The 16,705-nt window shown below is 52.5% G+C and carries 17 protein-coding genes and 1 pseudogene; 6 read left to right on the top strand and 12 right to left on the bottom strand.

Annotation, left to right across the window (positions count from 1 at the left end):
* Positions 1-14: 14 nt before the first annotated feature.
* The 4 genes from nuoK to hemG all read right to left on the bottom strand — a co-directional run bounded on the left by nuoK (position 15) and on the right by hemG (position 4,097).
* Positions 15-329 carry an NADH-quinone oxidoreductase subunit NuoK gene (nuoK, locus tag SH668x_RS02430; protein WP_437187105.1) on the bottom strand — a complete coding sequence of 105 codons (315 nt, stop codon included), beginning with the start codon at positions 327-329 and terminating at the stop codon, positions 15-17.
* A gap of 18 nt (positions 330-347) precedes the next feature.
* Positions 348-1,046, bottom strand: a complete 699-nt coding sequence (locus SH668x_RS02425) for an NADH-quinone oxidoreductase subunit J family protein (RefSeq protein ID WP_437187104.1) — start codon at positions 1,044-1,046, stop codon at positions 348-350.
* Positions 1,046-2,359, bottom strand: a complete 1,314-nt coding sequence (gene nuoH / locus SH668x_RS02420; RefSeq protein ID WP_437187103.1) for an NADH-quinone oxidoreductase subunit NuoH — start codon at positions 2,357-2,359, stop codon at positions 1,046-1,048. The genes SH668x_RS02425 and nuoH overlap by 1 nt, the downstream gene beginning before the upstream one ends.
* A gap of 253 nt (positions 2,360-2,612) precedes the next feature.
* Positions 2,613-4,097: a protoporphyrinogen oxidase gene (hemG, locus tag SH668x_RS02415; RefSeq protein WP_437187102.1), complete on the bottom strand. Its 1,485-nt coding sequence runs from the start codon at positions 4,095-4,097 to the stop codon at positions 2,613-2,615.
* Positions 4,098-4,278: 181 nt separating this feature from the next.
* Between hemG and SH668x_RS02410 the strand changes: the two genes are divergently transcribed.
* The 5 genes from SH668x_RS02410 (at position 4,279) to SH668x_RS02390 (ending at position 8,940) form a co-directional block, all read left to right on the top strand.
* The gene (locus SH668x_RS02410) at positions 4,279-5,418 is read left to right on the top strand and encodes a hypothetical protein (RefSeq protein ID WP_437187101.1); all 1,140 of its coding nucleotides are present in this window, start codon (positions 4,279-4,281) and stop codon (positions 5,416-5,418) included.
* Between the two features lie 220 nt (positions 5,419-5,638).
* On the top strand, positions 5,639-6,781 hold the full coding sequence (locus SH668x_RS02405) for a DUF6268 family outer membrane beta-barrel protein (RefSeq protein ID WP_437187100.1): 1,143 nt from the start codon (positions 5,639-5,641) through the stop codon (positions 6,779-6,781).
* Between the two features lie 166 nt (positions 6,782-6,947).
* On the top strand, positions 6,948-7,238 hold the full coding sequence (locus SH668x_RS02400) for a hypothetical protein (protein ID WP_437187099.1): 291 nt from the start codon (positions 6,948-6,950) through the stop codon (positions 7,236-7,238).
* A 337-nt stretch (positions 7,239-7,575) separates the two neighbouring features.
* Positions 7,576-8,388 (top strand): universal stress protein, encoded by an 813-nt coding sequence (locus SH668x_RS02395; RefSeq protein WP_437187098.1) that lies wholly within the window; start codon positions 7,576-7,578, stop codon positions 8,386-8,388.
* Between the two features lie 33 nt (positions 8,389-8,421).
* Positions 8,422-8,940, top strand: a complete 519-nt coding sequence (locus tag SH668x_RS02390) for a hypothetical protein (protein ID WP_437187097.1) — start codon at positions 8,422-8,424, stop codon at positions 8,938-8,940.
* 3 nt (positions 8,941-8,943) lie between these two features.
* Here the strand turns inward: SH668x_RS02390 and SH668x_RS02385 are convergent, their stop codons facing one another.
* The 7 genes and pseudogenes from SH668x_RS02385 to SH668x_RS02355 all read right to left on the bottom strand — a co-directional run bounded on the left by SH668x_RS02385 (position 8,944) and on the right by SH668x_RS02355 (position 14,976).
* Positions 8,944-9,342, bottom strand: a complete 399-nt coding sequence (locus SH668x_RS02385) for a hypothetical protein (RefSeq protein ID WP_437187096.1) — start codon at positions 9,340-9,342, stop codon at positions 8,944-8,946.
* 65 nt (positions 9,343-9,407) lie between these two features.
* The gene (locus SH668x_RS02380; protein ID WP_437187095.1) at positions 9,408-10,376 is read right to left on the bottom strand and encodes a DUF1559 family PulG-like putative transporter; all 969 of its coding nucleotides are present in this window, start codon (positions 10,374-10,376) and stop codon (positions 9,408-9,410) included.
* A 150-nt stretch (positions 10,377-10,526) separates the two neighbouring features.
* Positions 10,527-11,846, bottom strand: coding sequence for a class I SAM-dependent methyltransferase (locus tag SH668x_RS02375; protein ID WP_437187094.1), 1,320 nt, complete (start codon positions 11,844-11,846; stop codon positions 10,527-10,529).
* Between the two features lie 36 nt (positions 11,847-11,882).
* Positions 11,883-12,425, bottom strand: a complete 543-nt coding sequence (locus tag SH668x_RS02370) for an IS5 family transposase (protein WP_437187093.1) — start codon at positions 12,423-12,425, stop codon at positions 11,883-11,885.
* Between the two features lie 11 nt (positions 12,426-12,436).
* Positions 12,437-12,691: pseudogene (locus SH668x_RS02365) on the bottom strand (transposase); the annotation flags it as partial.
* A 236-nt stretch (positions 12,692-12,927) separates the two neighbouring features.
* Positions 12,928-13,995 (bottom strand): protein arginine kinase, encoded by a 1,068-nt coding sequence (locus tag SH668x_RS02360; RefSeq protein WP_437187092.1) that lies wholly within the window; start codon positions 13,993-13,995, stop codon positions 12,928-12,930.
* Between the two features lie 468 nt (positions 13,996-14,463).
* Positions 14,464-14,976 (bottom strand): peroxiredoxin, encoded by a 513-nt coding sequence (locus SH668x_RS02355; protein WP_437187091.1) that lies wholly within the window; start codon positions 14,974-14,976, stop codon positions 14,464-14,466.
* A 280-nt stretch (positions 14,977-15,256) separates the two neighbouring features.
* On the opposite strand from SH668x_RS02355, the gene SH668x_RS02350 reads away from it, so the two are divergent.
* A complete protein-coding gene (locus SH668x_RS02350) occupies positions 15,257-15,475 on the top strand; it encodes a putative signal transducing protein (protein WP_437187090.1) in 219 nt (72 codons plus the stop codon).
* A 45-nt stretch (positions 15,476-15,520) separates the two neighbouring features.
* Here SH668x_RS02350 and SH668x_RS02345 read toward each other — a convergent pair whose 3' ends face one another.
* The gene (locus SH668x_RS02345) at positions 15,521-16,687 is read right to left on the bottom strand and encodes an MlaD family protein (protein ID WP_437187089.1); all 1,167 of its coding nucleotides are present in this window, start codon (positions 16,685-16,687) and stop codon (positions 15,521-15,523) included.
* Positions 16,688-16,705: the final 18 nt, after the last annotated feature.

Below are 16,705 nucleotides of genomic sequence, written 5' to 3'. Positions count from 1 at the left end.
TTTGCTGCAGTTGCTTAGTTCTTCAGATCGTTCGCTTGATTCACATCAATCGTGAGATGGTTGTTGTAGAAGTTCAGGGCAATGGCGAGTGCGACTGCTGCTTCGGACGCAGCGAGAACGATGACAAAGAGTGCCATGATCTGTCCGTCGATCCCCAAGAGCCCGAACTTCGAAAACGCTACCAAATTGATGCTCGCACCGTTTAGCACCAACTCAACTCCCATGAGGACGCCAATCGCGTTCCGCTTCGTTGCCATGCAGACAACACCGCATAGAAACAGCACAGCTGCCACTGCCAGGTATGCATTGAGTCCAACATGTTCTTGCACAATGACTCCTTCACCTTCTCAACGTCGGGGTTCGGTCGAAGCGGCCGTTTGCGGGTCGGTTTGTCTCGATTCCCGATTGACCCGTTTGGTTCGCGCAAGGTAACTCGCCCCAATTAGAACAACTAATAGGTGCATTGAGATGATTTCAAACGGAAGCAAATACCCAGAACTCAATGTCTTCGGTTGGGCGTCAGAAGCCTTCTCAGCGACCGGCTTTTCCGAGGAAGCGTTTAGGTCCAGGTCCTTATCAAATCGCATTCCGAGCAACGCAGTCCCGATGGAACGAGAGGTGTTTCCTTCCTGTGCCCGGTTGAATCCTTCGCCGGAAGAGACGGCTTGTGTTTCAAGGGTCTGAGCGAGAATCTGCTGATCCTTCGACCAGTCAACGGAAAGTGCCGTCGAGATAATCACCATCAGCAGTGCCAGACCGATCACGCCCCCCTGAAGGATTTCCAGCGGAGTGTTCTTCATGGAATTGTGTGGAGAGCTTGTCGTCAGCATCACACCGAAGATCAGCAGAACGACAATTCCGCCGACATAGATGAGGAGTTGGGTTGCTCCCACAAAATCAGCGCCCAAGTTGAAATACAGGCCGGCTGCCGAGCAGAGCGAGATGACGAGGTAAAAGGCCATACGGACGATGTTCTGACTCAGAACGACCCCTAATGCGCCACCGCAGGCACCCGCTGCAAAGATTCCGAAGAGAACCTGTTCCATTATCGGTTCCCCTCGTCTTTGGATGCTTCGTCGAGTGTTCCAACCAAGTCTTTCTCCGCAGGCATCATCGATGCCTCGACCTCGTGATAGCGAACTCGTGTCGACACCGGAACACGCTCACCAATTGGAGTGAAGAGTGCTGTGCGACCAAAGACTAACGCCATGGTCAGCGGCCAAATTACTGCTCCCAGAAATAGAAAGCAGCTGATAGGCAACAGATACTTCAAACAGGTTGTCATCACCTGATCGATACGCAAACGCGGCAGCGTCCAGCGAACCCAAATCTGTATGCAAACAAGCAGGCTCGACTTGACCATCATCACGACGAGGCCAAGAACCCGTGTCAGATACCCGTAAACGGTCGTTCCGTCTCCCACTGCCACGAAGTAATTGTCGATGAATGGAAGGCCTGTCCACCATCCTCCTAAAAACAGGATGACAGCGAGCATGCCAGCGAAGAACATCGCTGCGTATTCCGCGAGGAAGAAGAAGGACCAGCGCATTCCTGAGTATTCGGTATGGAAGCCGCCGACTAATTCGCTCTCTGCTTCAGCCAGGTCAAACGGAGCACGCTTATTGCTGGCCAACGTCACTGTGAAAAATACGAAGAACGCCAAAAATGCGAATGGATCGTGAAGAACAAACCAGTTCCAGAAGCCTCCGGATTGCATGGCCACGATGTCGTTCAGGTTCATCGTTCCGGCAATGACGACAGGGACGACGACCGTCAGTCCGAGCGGAATCTCATAGCTTACCATCTGGGCTGCTTGTCGCATTCCGCCGAAAAGAGACCACTTCGAAGCGCTGGCATATCCCGCCAGAACGATTCCAAGTACCTCCAGGGAAATGACAGCGAGCGCGAGAAACAGGCCGCAGTCCATCGTGACTGCCACCCAGTTTTCACTGAAAGGGAGAAACATGAACGCTGCGAACGCTGCAATGACTGCCAGATACGGGGCCAACCGATAGAGCATTCCATCTGCATCTTGGGGAACGAGATCTTCCTTTTGAATCAGCTTGACGCCGTCCGCGAGTGATTGCAGCCATCCAAAACGTCCTCCGGTCCGAGTTGGACCGAGTCGGTCTTGAATGCGGCCGGCAATTTTTCGTTCCGCCCAGATGAACACGAACGCAGGCAAGCCAAAGAACACTGCCACCAGTGTTGTATGGATCACTGCTGCGAGAATTGTCGCTCCGGTAGGGCAAAGTTGAGGTAGAGACGCCAACAGCCACCCAGTCCAGATGCTTTCTCGCAACCAGCTAGAGAGATCGATCAGCCCATGATTCAGGGTGTTGGCCAAAACTGGCGCCATTTTGCAGCGATGCCTGCTTATTCTTTTTCGTTCAAAATCGGGTTCGCGTCGAGAGACCCCAAGTGTCGCCCAGCTGAATAGCAACTATGTCAAATCAGCGTAAACCCGGACCACGCAAGACGAAGCCGCGTAAAGTAAACCCCGTTATGACAAATTCTCATCGGGATTCAAGCGATGGTAACAAAAGGAGCGATCAATCATGTCTGGAGTTCGCCCGGGTGACCTAAATTCTCAGAACAAACCTTCCCGATGCTTAGTGTTGAGACAATATTTCGAACAGCTCTTCCGCTGCCCGTTCACCACTTTGAATACAGTCTGGCACACCGACTCCGGAAAAGTAATTCCCAGCCAACTTCAATCTAGGTATTCGGGCAGCATTCTGGTGAATTGCATCGACTCGGTCGAGGTGGCCTACCGTAAACTGCGGCATTCCCCCCGGATAACGTGTCACGACTGCAATTTTAGGCTCTTTTTTGACGCCAAATATTTCCCGAAGCTCCCGAGTTACCGTGTTTACCAGCGAGTCGTCAGGACAGTCGAGCTTCTCAGGCTGCATTGCCCCTCCGACAAACGTTCGAATGATCACCTTCCCATGAGGGGCTCTCCCATCGAATTTGCGGCTCAAAAACGACGTCGCGAGAATATCGCGATTCTCAACGTGGGGAATCACCATCCCAAACGCATCAAGAGGATGACGAATGTTCTTCAGATCGTGTGCCGTCACGACGATTGCACTTGAGGCTGAATGAATCTGATTCAACCGATGTGATGTCTCTGCGTCGACACTCGACACCAAGTTGGCAGCCACCTGAGCAGGGAGTGCAATCACTACCCCGTCGAATTGCTTTGACCGTCCTTGGGAAGTCGTGACCTTCCATACCTGCTCAGCAAACTCGATCGACGTCACTTCAGGGCTGGAATGACATTGGGTGTGTTCCAAGACCCGTTGTTCCAGCGTGTCGATCAGTTGTTGCATTCCGTTTTTCAATGATACGAACAAGCCATAACGGGCTCCGCTCGCCTCCTCTGTTTCTTTCTTGGTGCGAGCCTGCTTTTTCATTGCTCGAATCAGGCTGCCGTGTCTCCGTTCCATCTCCAGAAATCTTGGAAGCGTAGCCTTCAGGCTGAGATGTTCCGGGTCTGAAGTGTAGATCCCCCCCACCATGGGCTGGACAACATTGGTGAGCATCTCATTGCCAAATCTTCTTCGCACAAATGAAGCGAGAGACTCATCATCATCCTGACGCTTTCTGGCGATGAACTGTTCCTGAAGCACGCGCCATTTCCCTCCCCAGCTCAACAATGGGGATTTCAGCATCGGCCACAGTTTCGCTGGCGCAATCAGATTGAATCCATCCGGCGTCTGCACAGGGCGTCCACGATGAAGAATCAATGATTTCCGGTACTGTTCATTCGTCGTGATGAACTGATCCTCCAATCCCAGCCGTCTGCAAAGTTGAACACCTGCTGGCTTGTTCGTGATGAAAGAATCTGCCCCGCGCTCGATGAGATAGTCACCGATTTGCTCGGACCCAAACAGGCCACCAACACGATGGCTCTTTTCGAAGACGGTAAGCTCAAGCTTACGGGAATGGGCTGCTGCCTGCTCGATGAGCCGATGAGCAGCGGACAACCCAGTAATCCCTCCGCCGATTACCGCAATTCGTAGCGGCAAACCCATGCGGGAGTAAGTTTCATTCTGTCCGGGGAGTTCGTTCACGATGGTCTCATTCTTCACGTCTGACACCACAATGATGCACAGGCGGACAGGAATGATCAATCCAGGTAAGAATCAGCACTTTCCGCCGGTCGTTTTGCGGAAGTCCTTTGTATTGATCTCAAGAATTCTGCAGTCGCACCAACGACATTGACTCTACGATTCATCCGTAAATATGAAAGCAGGATCATTTCTCCCTTCGATGCCGCGAATTATGATTTTTCGACCTCAATTCAAACGAACTGCGACCATCGGGTTACTCTTCGTTTTGATGAGTTCGGGGTTCGCAATCTCAGCGGATCTCCCCGCAATTGCTCAACTTCCGGAAAACACTCGCCCCATTTCAGGAATTGACGATCCGGATCTGCCGCTGTTCACCTCCGGTTCTCAATCTGGTCTTACAGCAGTCCCCCCCTCCCCTGAACAGGTCTTCTCCGAATCAGAAGTCGGCGCTTCGGAAGTTGTCGATCCTCCAATCCTCTCTCCCGTGGGAACTCCTCCAACTACGGATGAAGATTGCTGGCCTTCAGAGCCTATTCCCCTCAATCCGACGATGCTCTTTGCCTCAGGCGAGACTCGTGCCAGCTACACGCTGATTCCTGCACCAGACCGCGAGTTAACGTTCAACACCTTCCAGTTGGAGCATGAGTTGGTCTCTGATTGGTTGCCGAACTTCCGACTCACGCCAAAATTCGAACTGGATCGACTGAGAAACGGACCCTTCATTCCAGTTCAGGGATTCAATCTGATTGACGTCCCGTCGGAGTTGTACGAACTCGGCGTCGAGGCAACCGCATTCGTTGAACTCGGCAAGGGATTTTCCGTTCTGGGGTCAATCGCTCCGGGCATTTACACGGATTTCGAAAATACTGGAAGTGGCGCCTTTCGACTCCCCGCCCAGGTGATCGGCTTCTACGAGTGGTCGGAACGAGTTTCGATCGCTGCGGGAATCTCGTATTTAGACCGCGAAGACATCGACGCTGTCGGTTTCGTCGGGATCATCATCGGCACTCCCAGTTCAAGCTGGAGAGGAGAGCTTCTCTTCCCTCGTTCACGATTGGCAGTGCGCGTTCACCAAAATGAGGGACTCGAGCATTGGATCTATGTCGCTCAAGATTCCATGGGAGGAGCCTCTTGGGCGATGCGGCACGACTATGGACTGAAAGACATTGTCACCTACCGCGACCAGAAGGTCGTGCTGGGCTATGAATATGTTGTCGACGGCCGAAAAACCGCCTTCGTTGAAGGAGGCTACGTTTACGATCGCCATTTGGAGTTCAGGGCGATTGGGCGAGGCCGTCTCACTTCCACCGGAATGTTCCGTGTTGGAGTGACCTTCTGAAGCGGTTCGTCCGGCCCTGAGGCATGATGACACGAGCGATGTCTTCGCGCTCGGAATTGTGCCTTCAAAGCGGGACGTCGCAGTTTTCGCAGGAGGTCTCCGAAGATGGGGACTCCCTTATAGACTCATCTTGATCCGAGTTTCTGAAACCGTTAGATGGGGGCTCATCGACAATTCGGGCATTCGTTCGAAATGTCAAAGGACTCTGGATTTGTCTTCCATGTCACGTTATTGGCTCGTCTACACAGTTCTCGCGATCATTGCCCTGACAGCGTTCCAGCTGCAAGCGCAAGAGAATCAACGTCTGTCCGTTCCCGGACGTTTTCAACAGGAACCAGAGCAAGCCACTTGGGGAATGGACTATCCAGGTGCCGTTCCCAGCGATGACGCTGAAGATCCGTTTTCGTCTCGAAATCCGTTCGACGTTCAGCGTCTCGGCGAAACTCCTTTCGATCAGGATCCTCAGCGAATTCAATTGGCGGAATATCCGACTCAAGATTCCGGTAGTCGAGACGAAGATCCCAAAGGTCATTACACCGAGCCGAGCTGGAACCCGTTTCCGTTTCTGTCTGAGCAATATGCATCGATGCCGCGAGATCCCCGCCGCATCGTTTTGAAAGAGATTGCAGTCACCGACACCGTACTCTTTCCTGTTGGTGGTGACTTCGGGATGAACACGCTGGATTTGCGAGGCACTTTGTTTTTCGGAAAGCTGCCGATCCTGACATTTTCTCCCCGCTTCAGCTACCACTCCATCATGGACCGGCAATCCGCCGGACTTCCTTCGCAGCTTTACGATACCGGGATTGATGCGTTTCTTTATCTCCCGCTCACTCCGAAGTGGTCGCTGATCACAGGGGTTGGTCCAAGCATGTTTACCGATGGTCACAATCTTTCATCGGAAGCGTTCCGCATGACTGGTCGGGCCATCGCGATGTACCAGTATTCCGAATTCACAAAACTCGCCTTTGGCTTTCTTTATCTTGGACGCGAAGACGTCCCTGCCATTCCATTTGGCGGGGTCTATTACACTCCTCACGAGAACTTCAAAATGGAACTCGTGTTCCCCCGCCCGAAGGTCGCTTGGAAACTCGCGTCCGCAGACCAGAATGAGAACTGGGTCTATTTGCTCGGCGAACTGGGCGGAAACTCGTGGGCTGTGGAGCGATTCGGCGGCTTCAACGACATTATGACGTTGAGGGATTACCGTCTGATCGGAGGGTTCGAACAGATCAGAAACAAAGATTTCCGCTGGCTGGTTGAAGCGGGGTTTGTTTTTGGTCGAGAGGTCGAATATCGATCGAATATCGGCAACTCGAAGCAGTCTCCGACGGGATTGGTGAGAGGTGGGCTGGTATTTTGATTCCCTAACTCGCCAGAATAGTAGAGTGGGCCATCGACTGGATCGGATGAACTCTCCCTGGATTGACGCAGCATGGCGGAGAATTCCGGAATACATCTGACCTGGGGATCGTCCAAGCGATTTCCTGTGGGCGAACATCACTCAATGGAAACATCAGACCCGTCCTATGAACGCTCCATTAGGTCCAACCGGATCGCCCGCACAGGTGCAAAAAAGTGATGAACTGAAGCCACAAAGTGTTTGGTTGTGGTGGGAAGCGTATTTTGAACGCATGTTCATTCTGTTCTGTATCTACACATTGTCGATCGGTCCGATGTACTGGCAGTATCTCAACGCAAGGCATGCGAGCGGTCCCACACTTCTAGCAGCTTTCTACGAGCCACTGCGTCTCCTCGGCGAGTACTTTCCCCTCTTCGGCAAATCACTGAACTGGTACATCTCACTCTGGGTGAACTAGCCCCTAACTTTGAGGAGTGTGGCGGCGAATGCTGGCAATACTCGCCCAAATGCTGTGTTTATCGCCGCCGGAACGCCACACTCTTCTTGGTTGCGATCTCGTCTGTTGCACGTGACAGCCCAGCCATCAGCCCGCTTTTAACCCTAAGATTGGGTGTTTGGCGTTTCATCCAGTTTTTGCGACGAACACTCAATGGGGAATTTCGGACCGAATCGCTCGAGAATGTCTGCAACCATCCGAAACGTGGCGAATTTCTTTGAAACTCGCCAGAATCCCGCTTTCTTCACTCTGCGATAGCGGCGTGTTCTCAAATTCTTCAGCCACTGGGAATCTGATTATGGCATTGGCGCAGCGCATTCTTGTGGGAGCGAAATGGAACTCCGACGAATCCGTACTGACACCTGCTTCTCGTGCCGCCGTTGAACAAGCCATCTGGATCGCTGGCAACGACCGAACTGAAGTGATCCTGATCACAATTTTGGAGATGGATTCCCCGGAAGGACAGCGGTCAGTCCCAACGGAACTTCAACAGTGCCACGAGGCGATTGCGCTTGATGCGAGAACCGCAGGGATTTCTTTCCATGCTTTCGTCGCCTACGGCGATGCAGCGGATATTCTTGAAGTGGTCGCCGAAGACGAAAAATGCGATCTCATCGTGTTGGGACTCGCCGGCCAAGATAATCAGGCCACTTCGGATTTGAGCGAGTTCGTTCAGGGAATCATTCAGAATTCCGGATCATCAGTTCTGGCAATTCGCTCTGGCACTTTTGAAACGTTTCCGCCAACAATCGTTGCCGTTGAAGACTTGAACGGGGAAGAAACTGGAACACTTCGAAAAGCAGTCTCGCTCGCACAATTCACCCGCTCTCGCCTGTTTGTTCTTGCCAATACGGAGGAAACCTCTCCTGAATTGATTAAAGAGTTGGAAGACAAGTTACTCTCGCGTTTGGTGCAAACAGACTGTCGCACGCTGGAACTTGGAGTTCGGACTTCTGTTGTTTCTGTTCCGCTTGTCGATGCCTTGAATGAAGCCATTGCAGAACATTCGGCGTCGCTCGTTCTGTTGGAATGCCCCCCAGTATCTGTAGCTGAAGAGACTTGGAATTCATGGCTGAGAACCTGTTCCACCTCGATTTTGGCGATGAAATAAGTTGGATGTGTCCAGAATAACGGAGCAGCCTAAATGAGAAAATCCGGGACCTTGAGTCGTCATCGAAACTGGCGATACCTTTTGATCGATCAAGGACTCATCGCGATTTTCGTGAACTTCGGGATCAATTGGGCCATCGCCTGGACAGTCTTCAGAAACGAAAAGATCGTCCCCGTCGCAGGGGAACTCAGCGTGGAGAGCGATACGGTTTCCACTTGTTGGATGCTCCCATTGATTTCTTGTGTGATTGTCTCGCTCCTCACGCGACAGGAAATCAATAAGGGACGACTCGCTGCGTTCGCGCCGTTCCCGGTTTATGCGGGGGTCTCACCTGTTCTGCGTCAGAGCCTATTGCTGAGAGCCGCATTGTGGGGGACCATCGGCTGGTTTGTTGTCGCCCCGCTTGCCATACAGGTACTGAAGGTTCTGGTCGTGGATGACCTTCCCCTTCAAACCTTTCTCCTCATTAAGTCTCTGTTTGCAGCAGTCCTGGGGCTGATTTTCTGCCCGCTCCATGCGTGGATCGCTTTTTACGACACGCCTTCAAAATAATGACTAGTGGTGATGGTCGCCGTGACCGTGGTCATGTCCGGTCGACTTCGGTTGCGAGCGACGCCGACTCAGCTGAGCCTCGGCAAACTCATAGCACTTCTTCACTGCCTCATCCCATTTTTCCTGTCGGGTCAATCCGATCAGCATCTCAAAATGCTGAAACTCTTTTTCGGACATCTGTTTGGACTCGACTCGTTGTTTGATCGCGAGTTCAACTTTGCTCACCATTTCGGGGTTACGTGAGGAAATGGCTGTAGAAAGAAGTTGAATGTACTTCAAGTTGTCGAATTCGACGGCGGTTGGCCGGAACCACCATTTTGAAAATTGGTTCGCGCTGACAACGATCACAATGATGCCGAGGAAGATTGCAAGGAATCGTTGTCGGCTATCTGACAGATCCATTCGCTGCATCCAAATCTAATCTGAGAGAATCGGGGTAAAGTTGCGGACATGAGGGGCGGCACATGTTAGTACTCGCCGACAACTTCCCCTTTGGCACGTGATGACAGGGCCGCCCATGTGGGTTGGTGAATGTTCTGTGAAACAAATCGCACACTCCCATCCCCCAAGAGCACGTTGCATCCGCCGATGTGGGCCGAATACATCTGGCAGATATGGGCCAGCGGATTATTCGGTGGATGCACAGGTGCAAACCCGGTGACTGGGTCTATTTCTGCTTGGGACGGGCCGCTATGAACATTGACCAGTGTGGCTGCTCGATCGCAGACTGAGTTTGGAAACCGGTCCGGATGAGTTGGGCAAACATCTGCCCCCGGAACAACGCCGACCCAGGTTTTTCCACTGAGAATCGGTGCGTGTTCACCCAGAAAAACTGTGTTTGAAAGCCCATCCACGACGTCTCGAGCACGAGTCTTCGAGTTCCGGTAAAGAGGCCCATCTGCGATTCCAGTATAGTCTTCCGCGGTGTAACCCCACGGCTCATTCTGTCCTGCATTCGCTACATAAGTCGATCGCCCAAAACGTGCCAATTCTGCGTTCGACTGGTCTTTCACGCTGACAGGACCATCGACATCTGAAGCAGATGGGCAAAGAAACAGGGAAAGGTGTGTCGTCACCAATGTTGCATTTGCAGAGTCCCAGCAAGGGAGATCGGTCCGCAGCTGATTGTATAAGGGAGCCTGGTCGAGATACGGAAGCAGCATCGCTCCCCAAGCGAAGCCGTTTGAAGCATCGTAAGTTTCGGGATCGCGACTTGAGAGCCGCGTATTTGCGAGATACGCCGCTGGAAACACGCCGATGGCGTCATGGTAGTTGTGGAACGCAAGGCCGAGTTGTTTGAGGTGGTTCCGGCATTGCGTCATGCGGGCGGCTTCGCGGGCCTGCTGCACTGCTGGGAGCAGCAGGGACACCAGCACGCCGATGATTGCAATCACGACCAACAATTCGATGAGTGTAAATCCGCGGCGTTTCATCATGTGTCCTCAGGTCTGCATTTTATTTGTAGCTTACGCTACATCTTTGTCTGCAGAAAATGTAGCAAACGCTACAACTGAGTCAACACCAGTAGACGATTTCTTCTTCGATCGCAGTCGTTGCTAAAAAGCAGCGAATCAACCTGCAAAAATCTATTGATAGAGGTGCCCGCGTGTCGGAGGCATTCCGGAGAGGCCACGAGATTTGTGCTTTGTTGCAACAGTCTGGTAAATGCAAGCTGACCCGTCACCCAAGGCCATGCTGACGGCAGCAAGGTAGAACAGCCAGATCCGGTATCGCTCTTCGCCAATGAACGAGATGGCAGCTTCCTTCTGTAAGGTCAGACGCTGTGACCAGAGTTTACAGGTGAGCGCATAATGATCTCGCCAACCTTCAACGTCATGCACTTCGAATCCGCTCGACTCCATCATTTCGAGCATGTGTCCGATATGGTCCAGCTCTCCTCCGGGAAAGATGTACTTCGCGAGGAGTCGTTGTTCCGGCTTCATCGCGCGAAACTTTTTCGCACTCTTCTTGGCGCGTCTTGTAATTCCATGGCAAAGAAACATCCCGCGATCCGGGAGCAGCCGACTCACGGTCTGCATGTATTTTCGCATGTTGTCGATCCCAACGTGCTCGACCATTCCGATACTCGCGATCTTATCCCACGAACCTTTGAGGTTCGCGTAATCACAGAGTTCGACCTTGACCCGGTCCTGAAGACCCAGTGATCGTATTTTCGACTGAGCATATTCAAGCTGGGTTTGCGAAAGGGTGATGCCCGTCGCTTCAACTCCGTAGTGTTGGGCTGCATGGCAAATCAACGCTCCCCACCCGCACCCAATATCCAGAAATCGCTCGCCCGGCTTTAGAAGGAGTTTTCGACAGGTGATGTCCAGCTTGTTGACCTGCGCCTGTTCCAGTGATTGATTCCAATCTGTGAAATACGCACAGGAGTAGACCATCTCCGGGTCGAGAAAGAGTTCATAGAACTCGTTGCTGACGTCATAGTGAAATTGAATGTAGTCCTGATTGTCTTCCTGCTTCCGCTTGCGGCCCGATTCATCGCCACTGAATCGATGCGTGACCGAAGTTGACTCCCCTTTGGAAAACAGAAACGGGAGTAACGCTTTGACGACGACCGACGTCTTTACTTTACGGATCTTTTTCCTCGACTGATCCGTCCGCATTCGCGATATGAACGAATAAAGATCGGTTCCTTGCAGATCGATATGGCCGAGTGCGTAATGTCGCAACAGGTTGTCGGCTGTCGGTCGGCGAAGGAGTGAAGCGATGACTCCGGGAGTGCTGATCGCGATGCACATGTCAGGATCGGGATTCGACCCGAGTGGAACGATCCGATCATCCCAAAGCCGAATTGAAAAAGGAGCGTCCAGTTGCACTGCCAAGTGTTGGAGCAGTTTCTCGAATGAATCTGCCTGACGCTTCTGTTTCGCGGTGAGATCAGCCATAAAACTTGTGCCTGCGTTGTGATACTAGAGCGCCTTTCATAACCGTCTGAGTGTGATGAGGGCACAGGCCAAGTGGATCCACCCCGTGTAACGTAGCATCGTGGTTTCATAGCGGATGATGGTTCTCCGGAAGTTCTGCATCCAGCTGTGAGTTCGCTCGACTTTATAGCGACGTCGATACTTCCGGACTGAACGCCCATCTTGCGTCGGCTTCCTTTTGCGGTTCTTTCGGTGGGGGCAGACCAACTCAACTCCACGGTCCTCCTTCAGTCTCTTTCTGAGCGGGTCACTGTCTGCAGCCTTGTCGTAGAGCAGGTGTTCCGGGGCTTTCCTCGGGATCTGCAGGTTGTCCAACAGCGGCTCGATGAGCTTCACTTCGCTTCTGTTGGCGGCAGCGAAATAGACTCCCAGAGGAGTTCCTTCGGGATCGACGATGTCGACGACCTTGCAGCCTTTGCCACACTTGGTCTTTCCAACCTGGTCCCCCCTTTTTTCGCCCGGACGAACCAGGCATCCGCAGCCGCCTCTCTCCAATTGATCCCCTGCAGGTCTTCCAGCTCCATCAGCAGGGAATACCACAGTCCCTCAAAGATGCCCCAGCGAGTCCATTCATCGAATCTTCTCCAGCAAGTGCTTGGGGAAGGGAAGCATTTTGGTAGTTTTTCCCATTGGCAGCCTGTCAAAAGTACAAACAAAATCCCTTCCAGGCAGGCCCGTTGCGAGTGCGGAGGACGTCCTCCCTTGGGTTGGGAGAGCGGTTCGGGGATCAGGTGTTTGATGCGATCCCATTGTGCGTCCGAGAGATACGTATTACCAACGAGCTCAATCTTCCGTGTGCATGGCATGAGCGAAACTCCTTTCGCTCATGCTGGTACGCAAATCGCTTGCCAAACAGAGTTATGAAAGGCGCTCTAAGGAGTAACTCCACGCAGCAGTCTTAGGGTGTCTTGAAATATGCGTCAATTCCAATCGGTTTCGCACGCGATTGCAGGAGGTGCGAAACCGATCAGAACCTTGCGATTCCTTTGAACCGAGAGTACCAGACAGGCGACGAGTATCGAGGAATCCCTGGGGCTACAGTTCAATTCTGAGGCGGGGCTTTGCCTGTCAATCGCTCGCGGAGTAGCGCAGCCCGCATTGCATTTCTCTCCGACGACTCCAGCGATTCGCCCCGGATTTTCTGCAGATGGGCAGGCTGCGTCTGAATGCAGAGTTCGTTGACGGTGGAAATTTCAATGTCGTCAACCAGTCCCAGGTTGATCCCCATTCGAACGCTGGAGAGTAACTCCATCGTCTCTTCAGAGGAAATTTGCCTCGCACTGCCGAGGACTCCCATCGCGCGAGAGACCTGATCGTGCAGCCTTTGGCGGTCACCTTTGACCAGTGCCTGACGTGCTTTTCGCTCGTAGGAGAGGACGTCGGGAATCACCTTCTTCAAATTTTGAATGATTTGAGATTCGGATTTTCCAAGCGTTGTCTGATTCGAAATCTGATAGAAGTCTCCCATCGCCTGGCTACCTTCTCCGTAGAGACCACGGACCGCCAGGCTCATCTTGTGCATCGCCTGAAAGACCTTCTGAATCTCTTTTGTCATGACGAGTGCAGGCAAGTGCAGCATCACACTCACTCGCATTCCGGTTCCAGCATTCGTTGGACAGGCGGTGAGATATCCGAATTCATCACTGAACGCGAAGGCCACTCGCTGCTCGAGTTCATCATCGATTCGGTTAATTTCTTCCCAGCAGCTTTCGAGCGCATAACCGCTTCGTAAGACCTGCATGCGCAGATGATCTTCTTCGTTGATCATCAGGCTCACTGTTTCCTGCTGCCCGATGCACGCGCCACGAGGCCCCTGCGATTCCGACAGTTCCCGACTGATCAATTGCCTTTCAACGAGAAACTGACGATCGACCTTGTCGAGATCGTTAATCGCGAAGTAGTTCAGCGGCGGATCACACGAGAGATGGTTGATGTGCTCGCGGAGAATCGTGTTCACTTCTTTGCGGACCGGTTCCTCTGCCCGGGGAGGGAACGGAAAGTTCGCCAGATTTCTCGCGAGTCGAATACGGCTAGAAACAACGATGTCGGATTCCGGACCTGTCCCGCGCAGCCACTCACCACTGGTTCCAATGAATTCATCAAGATCCACGGTAATTCTCTCCACTCGACCGGACAGGTCTCTCATTCAATGCGACGACTTGGTAGTGACGAACGACTCTGCAGCATCGGTGTGATCCGAGTCAGTCTGAAGCCATTCCGGGCGAAGCCAGCAATCGGCCCCACATCTCTATTTTCGCGGTTTAGGGCTGTAGTGACAACTACAGTTCACTTCAATTTTCGGCGCGCCACAGGCAACCGGTCACTCCCTGTAAGTCGAAGTGAAATGCCCGTTCCACCGGCATTTTTACGGCATTCCGAGATGGAGGCGCGTCAGGGAGACGACGTTTCCTTGCGACCCGATTCCCGGAGGAGCGAAATTTCATGAAGAAATCTGTGATCCAGAGCAGTGAAAATAAAAGATCGCATCATCGGGGGTTGATTCGATGGTGCGATCTTAAGCAAACGTCGATGACTCCTGATGGCGCGTTTGAGTGCCCAACAGGCTCATCTCGCTGGTTTATTTCTTCAATCCTCTGATCACTTCAGCGACTTCAGTGCTGTCCTGATCTGGTTTCACATTTTCATTCTTGTAAACGATCTTTCCGTCCGCATCGATGACGAAGGTCCAGCGTTTAGCGGTTGCGAAACGAACGAGGGTGATCTCTTTTCCATCGACTGTGACAGTCACGGACTTTTCTTGCACATCTACAGGAACACCGAAAGCGGTCGCGACTTCGCCTTTCACGTCTGCCAGTAGCGTGTAATTGAGGTTGTGCGCCTTCTTGAACACCTGATGGTTTTCAACGGTGTCTCCGCTCACGCCCACGATTTCTACCCCAAGATCCTGAAGCGATCCCATGTCATCGCGGAACTTGCAGGCCTGTTTGGTGCAGCCACCAGTGAGATCTGCTGGGTAGAAATACACGACAAGAATCTTCTTTCCGACATGGTCTTCGGATTTCCAGGATTCGCCATCATCCCCTTTCGCTTCAAACGATGGGGCGGGCGAACCAACCTTCAACTCATCCATTGCAAAACTCCTGTCGGGGGACGCTACCAGCGACAGCGCCAATCCTGCGAAAAAAAGCCATGTCCACTTCATACCAACATCTCCCAAGAACAGGTCAAGCCGGGAGTCATCCTGCTTCAGAATGTCCCAATGGAAACCGATCGAATCAAAAGTTTCTGACAAGTCAGGGGTAGTCGCCCCGACCCGATGAGATAGGATATCAAATGGAACCCGTTGATGTGATTGTATTTTGCAGTCACTGCGAATCTGATGAGAATTCCTCAGGGAGAGGAGTGTCGCCATGCGCGATGAACGTTTAGTTGCGATTTACAAAACACCAGACGTTGGACGAGCAGAGGTGATCAAATCTGCGCTGCAGACCATCGGTATCCAATGTTCGATCGAGAACGAAAATCAGGGGGGATTTGCGGGGGTGCTTCAATGTCGCCTGTTCGTGTTTGAAAGCGATGAAGCACAAGCGCGCGAGTTCATCGCTGAACACGAGTCGGTTCACGAATAGACCCCGTCGCTGAGTTCCCCAGTACTACGGAATTCGGAAATCAGCTCACTTCCCGGGTGCATTGAAGCCCGCGGGCTGGAGTTCGGAATCCTTGAGACCTGTACTCCCGCGAAGTGCCCCGCCAACCCCGAGGATTTCTGGGTGACGGGCCACTTTGTCGGTGAATACTTTCAGATCGCGAACTGCTGGCTCTGCATTGGACAGTAACGCGGTGAGCGCTGCCGCTGCGCGATTCAGGTTCTGGTACAAGCTAGGATCGGTCGCAAATTTCTGGAGTGACCCGTCCTTGGAGTTCATGACCTGCGAGAGTTGATTCAATTCCGTCAGCATTGCTTCCAATTGAATCAAACTTCCTGACAGTTTTCGTACGATGAGGTCGCTCTCTTCCGCGATCGGGAGCGTGGCTTTCTGGATGGTGTTTAGATTTGTGCTGACTTGTTCAATGGAGATGCGGGCGGAAGCAATTGTCATCCGAGTCTCTTCAGCAATCTTCGGGAGCTCCGATGCAGTCTTGCGCAAGTTAGCCTGGAGTTCTGGATCAGACAGCAAACTGTTGGCGTTCGACAGTGTGTTGCTCGCTGCCTGAAGTGTTTTTCCAGCGTCCGCAAAGGTGTTCGTTGCGACAATCATCGTGTTGTTAAAGGAGTCGAGTGCCATCACCGATCGCTCGATCACTTCGTCGAGATTGCCACGATTGGAATCGAGGAGGCCATTGATGTTTCGAGCCACCTGTTGCCACTCGCGACTTGTAGACTCAAACGATTTCAGCGTGACGCTCACAGTTTGTTCCAGCCGCTGAATCGCTTGCATCGGATCCATGATCGCCTGCCCCTCCAGTCGAGATTTCGCAGGGATGAACGTTGTCGCCCGACCAGCACTGAATTCGATTCTCGAATCACCGAACAGAGAAATCGAAACCTGAGGCAGAGCATCCGAACGCAGTTGATGGTTACCGTAAATTCCAACGATGACGAGCACCCCGCCAGCGTCGTCATCCAGAATAATCTCTTCAACACTTCCGATCGTGATGCCGTTTTGCTTCACCGGACAACCGAGATGCAATCCGGGAATTTCTTCGAAGTGAATGGCGATTGGGTACGTCTCTCGCCAAATTTCCTGGACATCGCCGAACTGGAAAACCAGTACAGCGCAAATCACCATCGCCAGGACGACAAAGATCCCCACTCGGAATTGAAGTTGGCGTTCGTTCATGATGGTCATCAATTTCAA

The sequence above is a fragment of the Planctomicrobium mucosum genome (assembly GCF_051466335.1).
In the GTDB taxonomy this organism is placed as follows: domain Bacteria; phylum Planctomycetota; class Planctomycetia; order Planctomycetales; family Planctomycetaceae; genus Planctomicrobium.
The sequence above is the reverse complement of the archived record's forward strand: the minus strand, read 5'-3'. Positions and strand labels throughout refer to the sequence as shown.

Coding starts and splice junctions, on each gene's coding strand:
- SH668x_RS02425 (WP_437187104.1), bottom strand. CDS start 1,046: ATGGAACAGGTTCTCTTCGGAATCTTTGCAGCGGGTGCCTGCGGTGGC.
- nuoH (WP_437187103.1), bottom strand. CDS start 2,359: ATGGCGCCAGTTTTGGCCAACACCCTGAATCATGGGCTGATCGATCTC.
- SH668x_RS02410 (WP_437187101.1), top strand. CDS start 4,279: ATGCCGCGAATTATGATTTTTCGACCTCAATTCAAACGAACTGCGACC.
- SH668x_RS02405 (WP_437187100.1), top strand. CDS start 5,639: ATGTCACGTTATTGGCTCGTCTACACAGTTCTCGCGATCATTGCCCTG.
- SH668x_RS02400 (WP_437187099.1), top strand. CDS start 6,948: ATGAACGCTCCATTAGGTCCAACCGGATCGCCCGCACAGGTGCAAAAA.
- SH668x_RS02395 (WP_437187098.1), top strand. CDS start 7,576: ATGGCATTGGCGCAGCGCATTCTTGTGGGAGCGAAATGGAACTCCGAC.
- SH668x_RS02390 (WP_437187097.1), top strand. CDS start 8,422: ATGAGAAAATCCGGGACCTTGAGTCGTCATCGAAACTGGCGATACCTT.
- SH668x_RS02385 (WP_437187096.1), bottom strand. CDS start 9,342: ATGGATCTGTCAGATAGCCGACAACGATTCCTTGCAATCTTCCTCGGC.
- SH668x_RS02380 (WP_437187095.1), bottom strand. CDS start 10,376: ATGATGAAACGCCGCGGATTTACACTCATCGAATTGTTGGTCGTGATT.
- SH668x_RS02375 (WP_437187094.1), bottom strand. CDS start 11,846: ATGGCTGATCTCACCGCGAAACAGAAGCGTCAGGCAGATTCATTCGAG.
- SH668x_RS02355 (WP_437187091.1), bottom strand. CDS start 14,976: ATGGATGAGTTGAAGGTTGGTTCGCCCGCCCCATCGTTTGAAGCGAAA.
- SH668x_RS02350 (WP_437187090.1), top strand. CDS start 15,257: ATGCGCGATGAACGTTTAGTTGCGATTTACAAAACACCAGACGTTGGA.
- SH668x_RS02345 (WP_437187089.1), bottom strand. CDS start 16,687: ATGAACGAACGCCAACTTCAATTCCGAGTGGGGATCTTTGTCGTCCTG.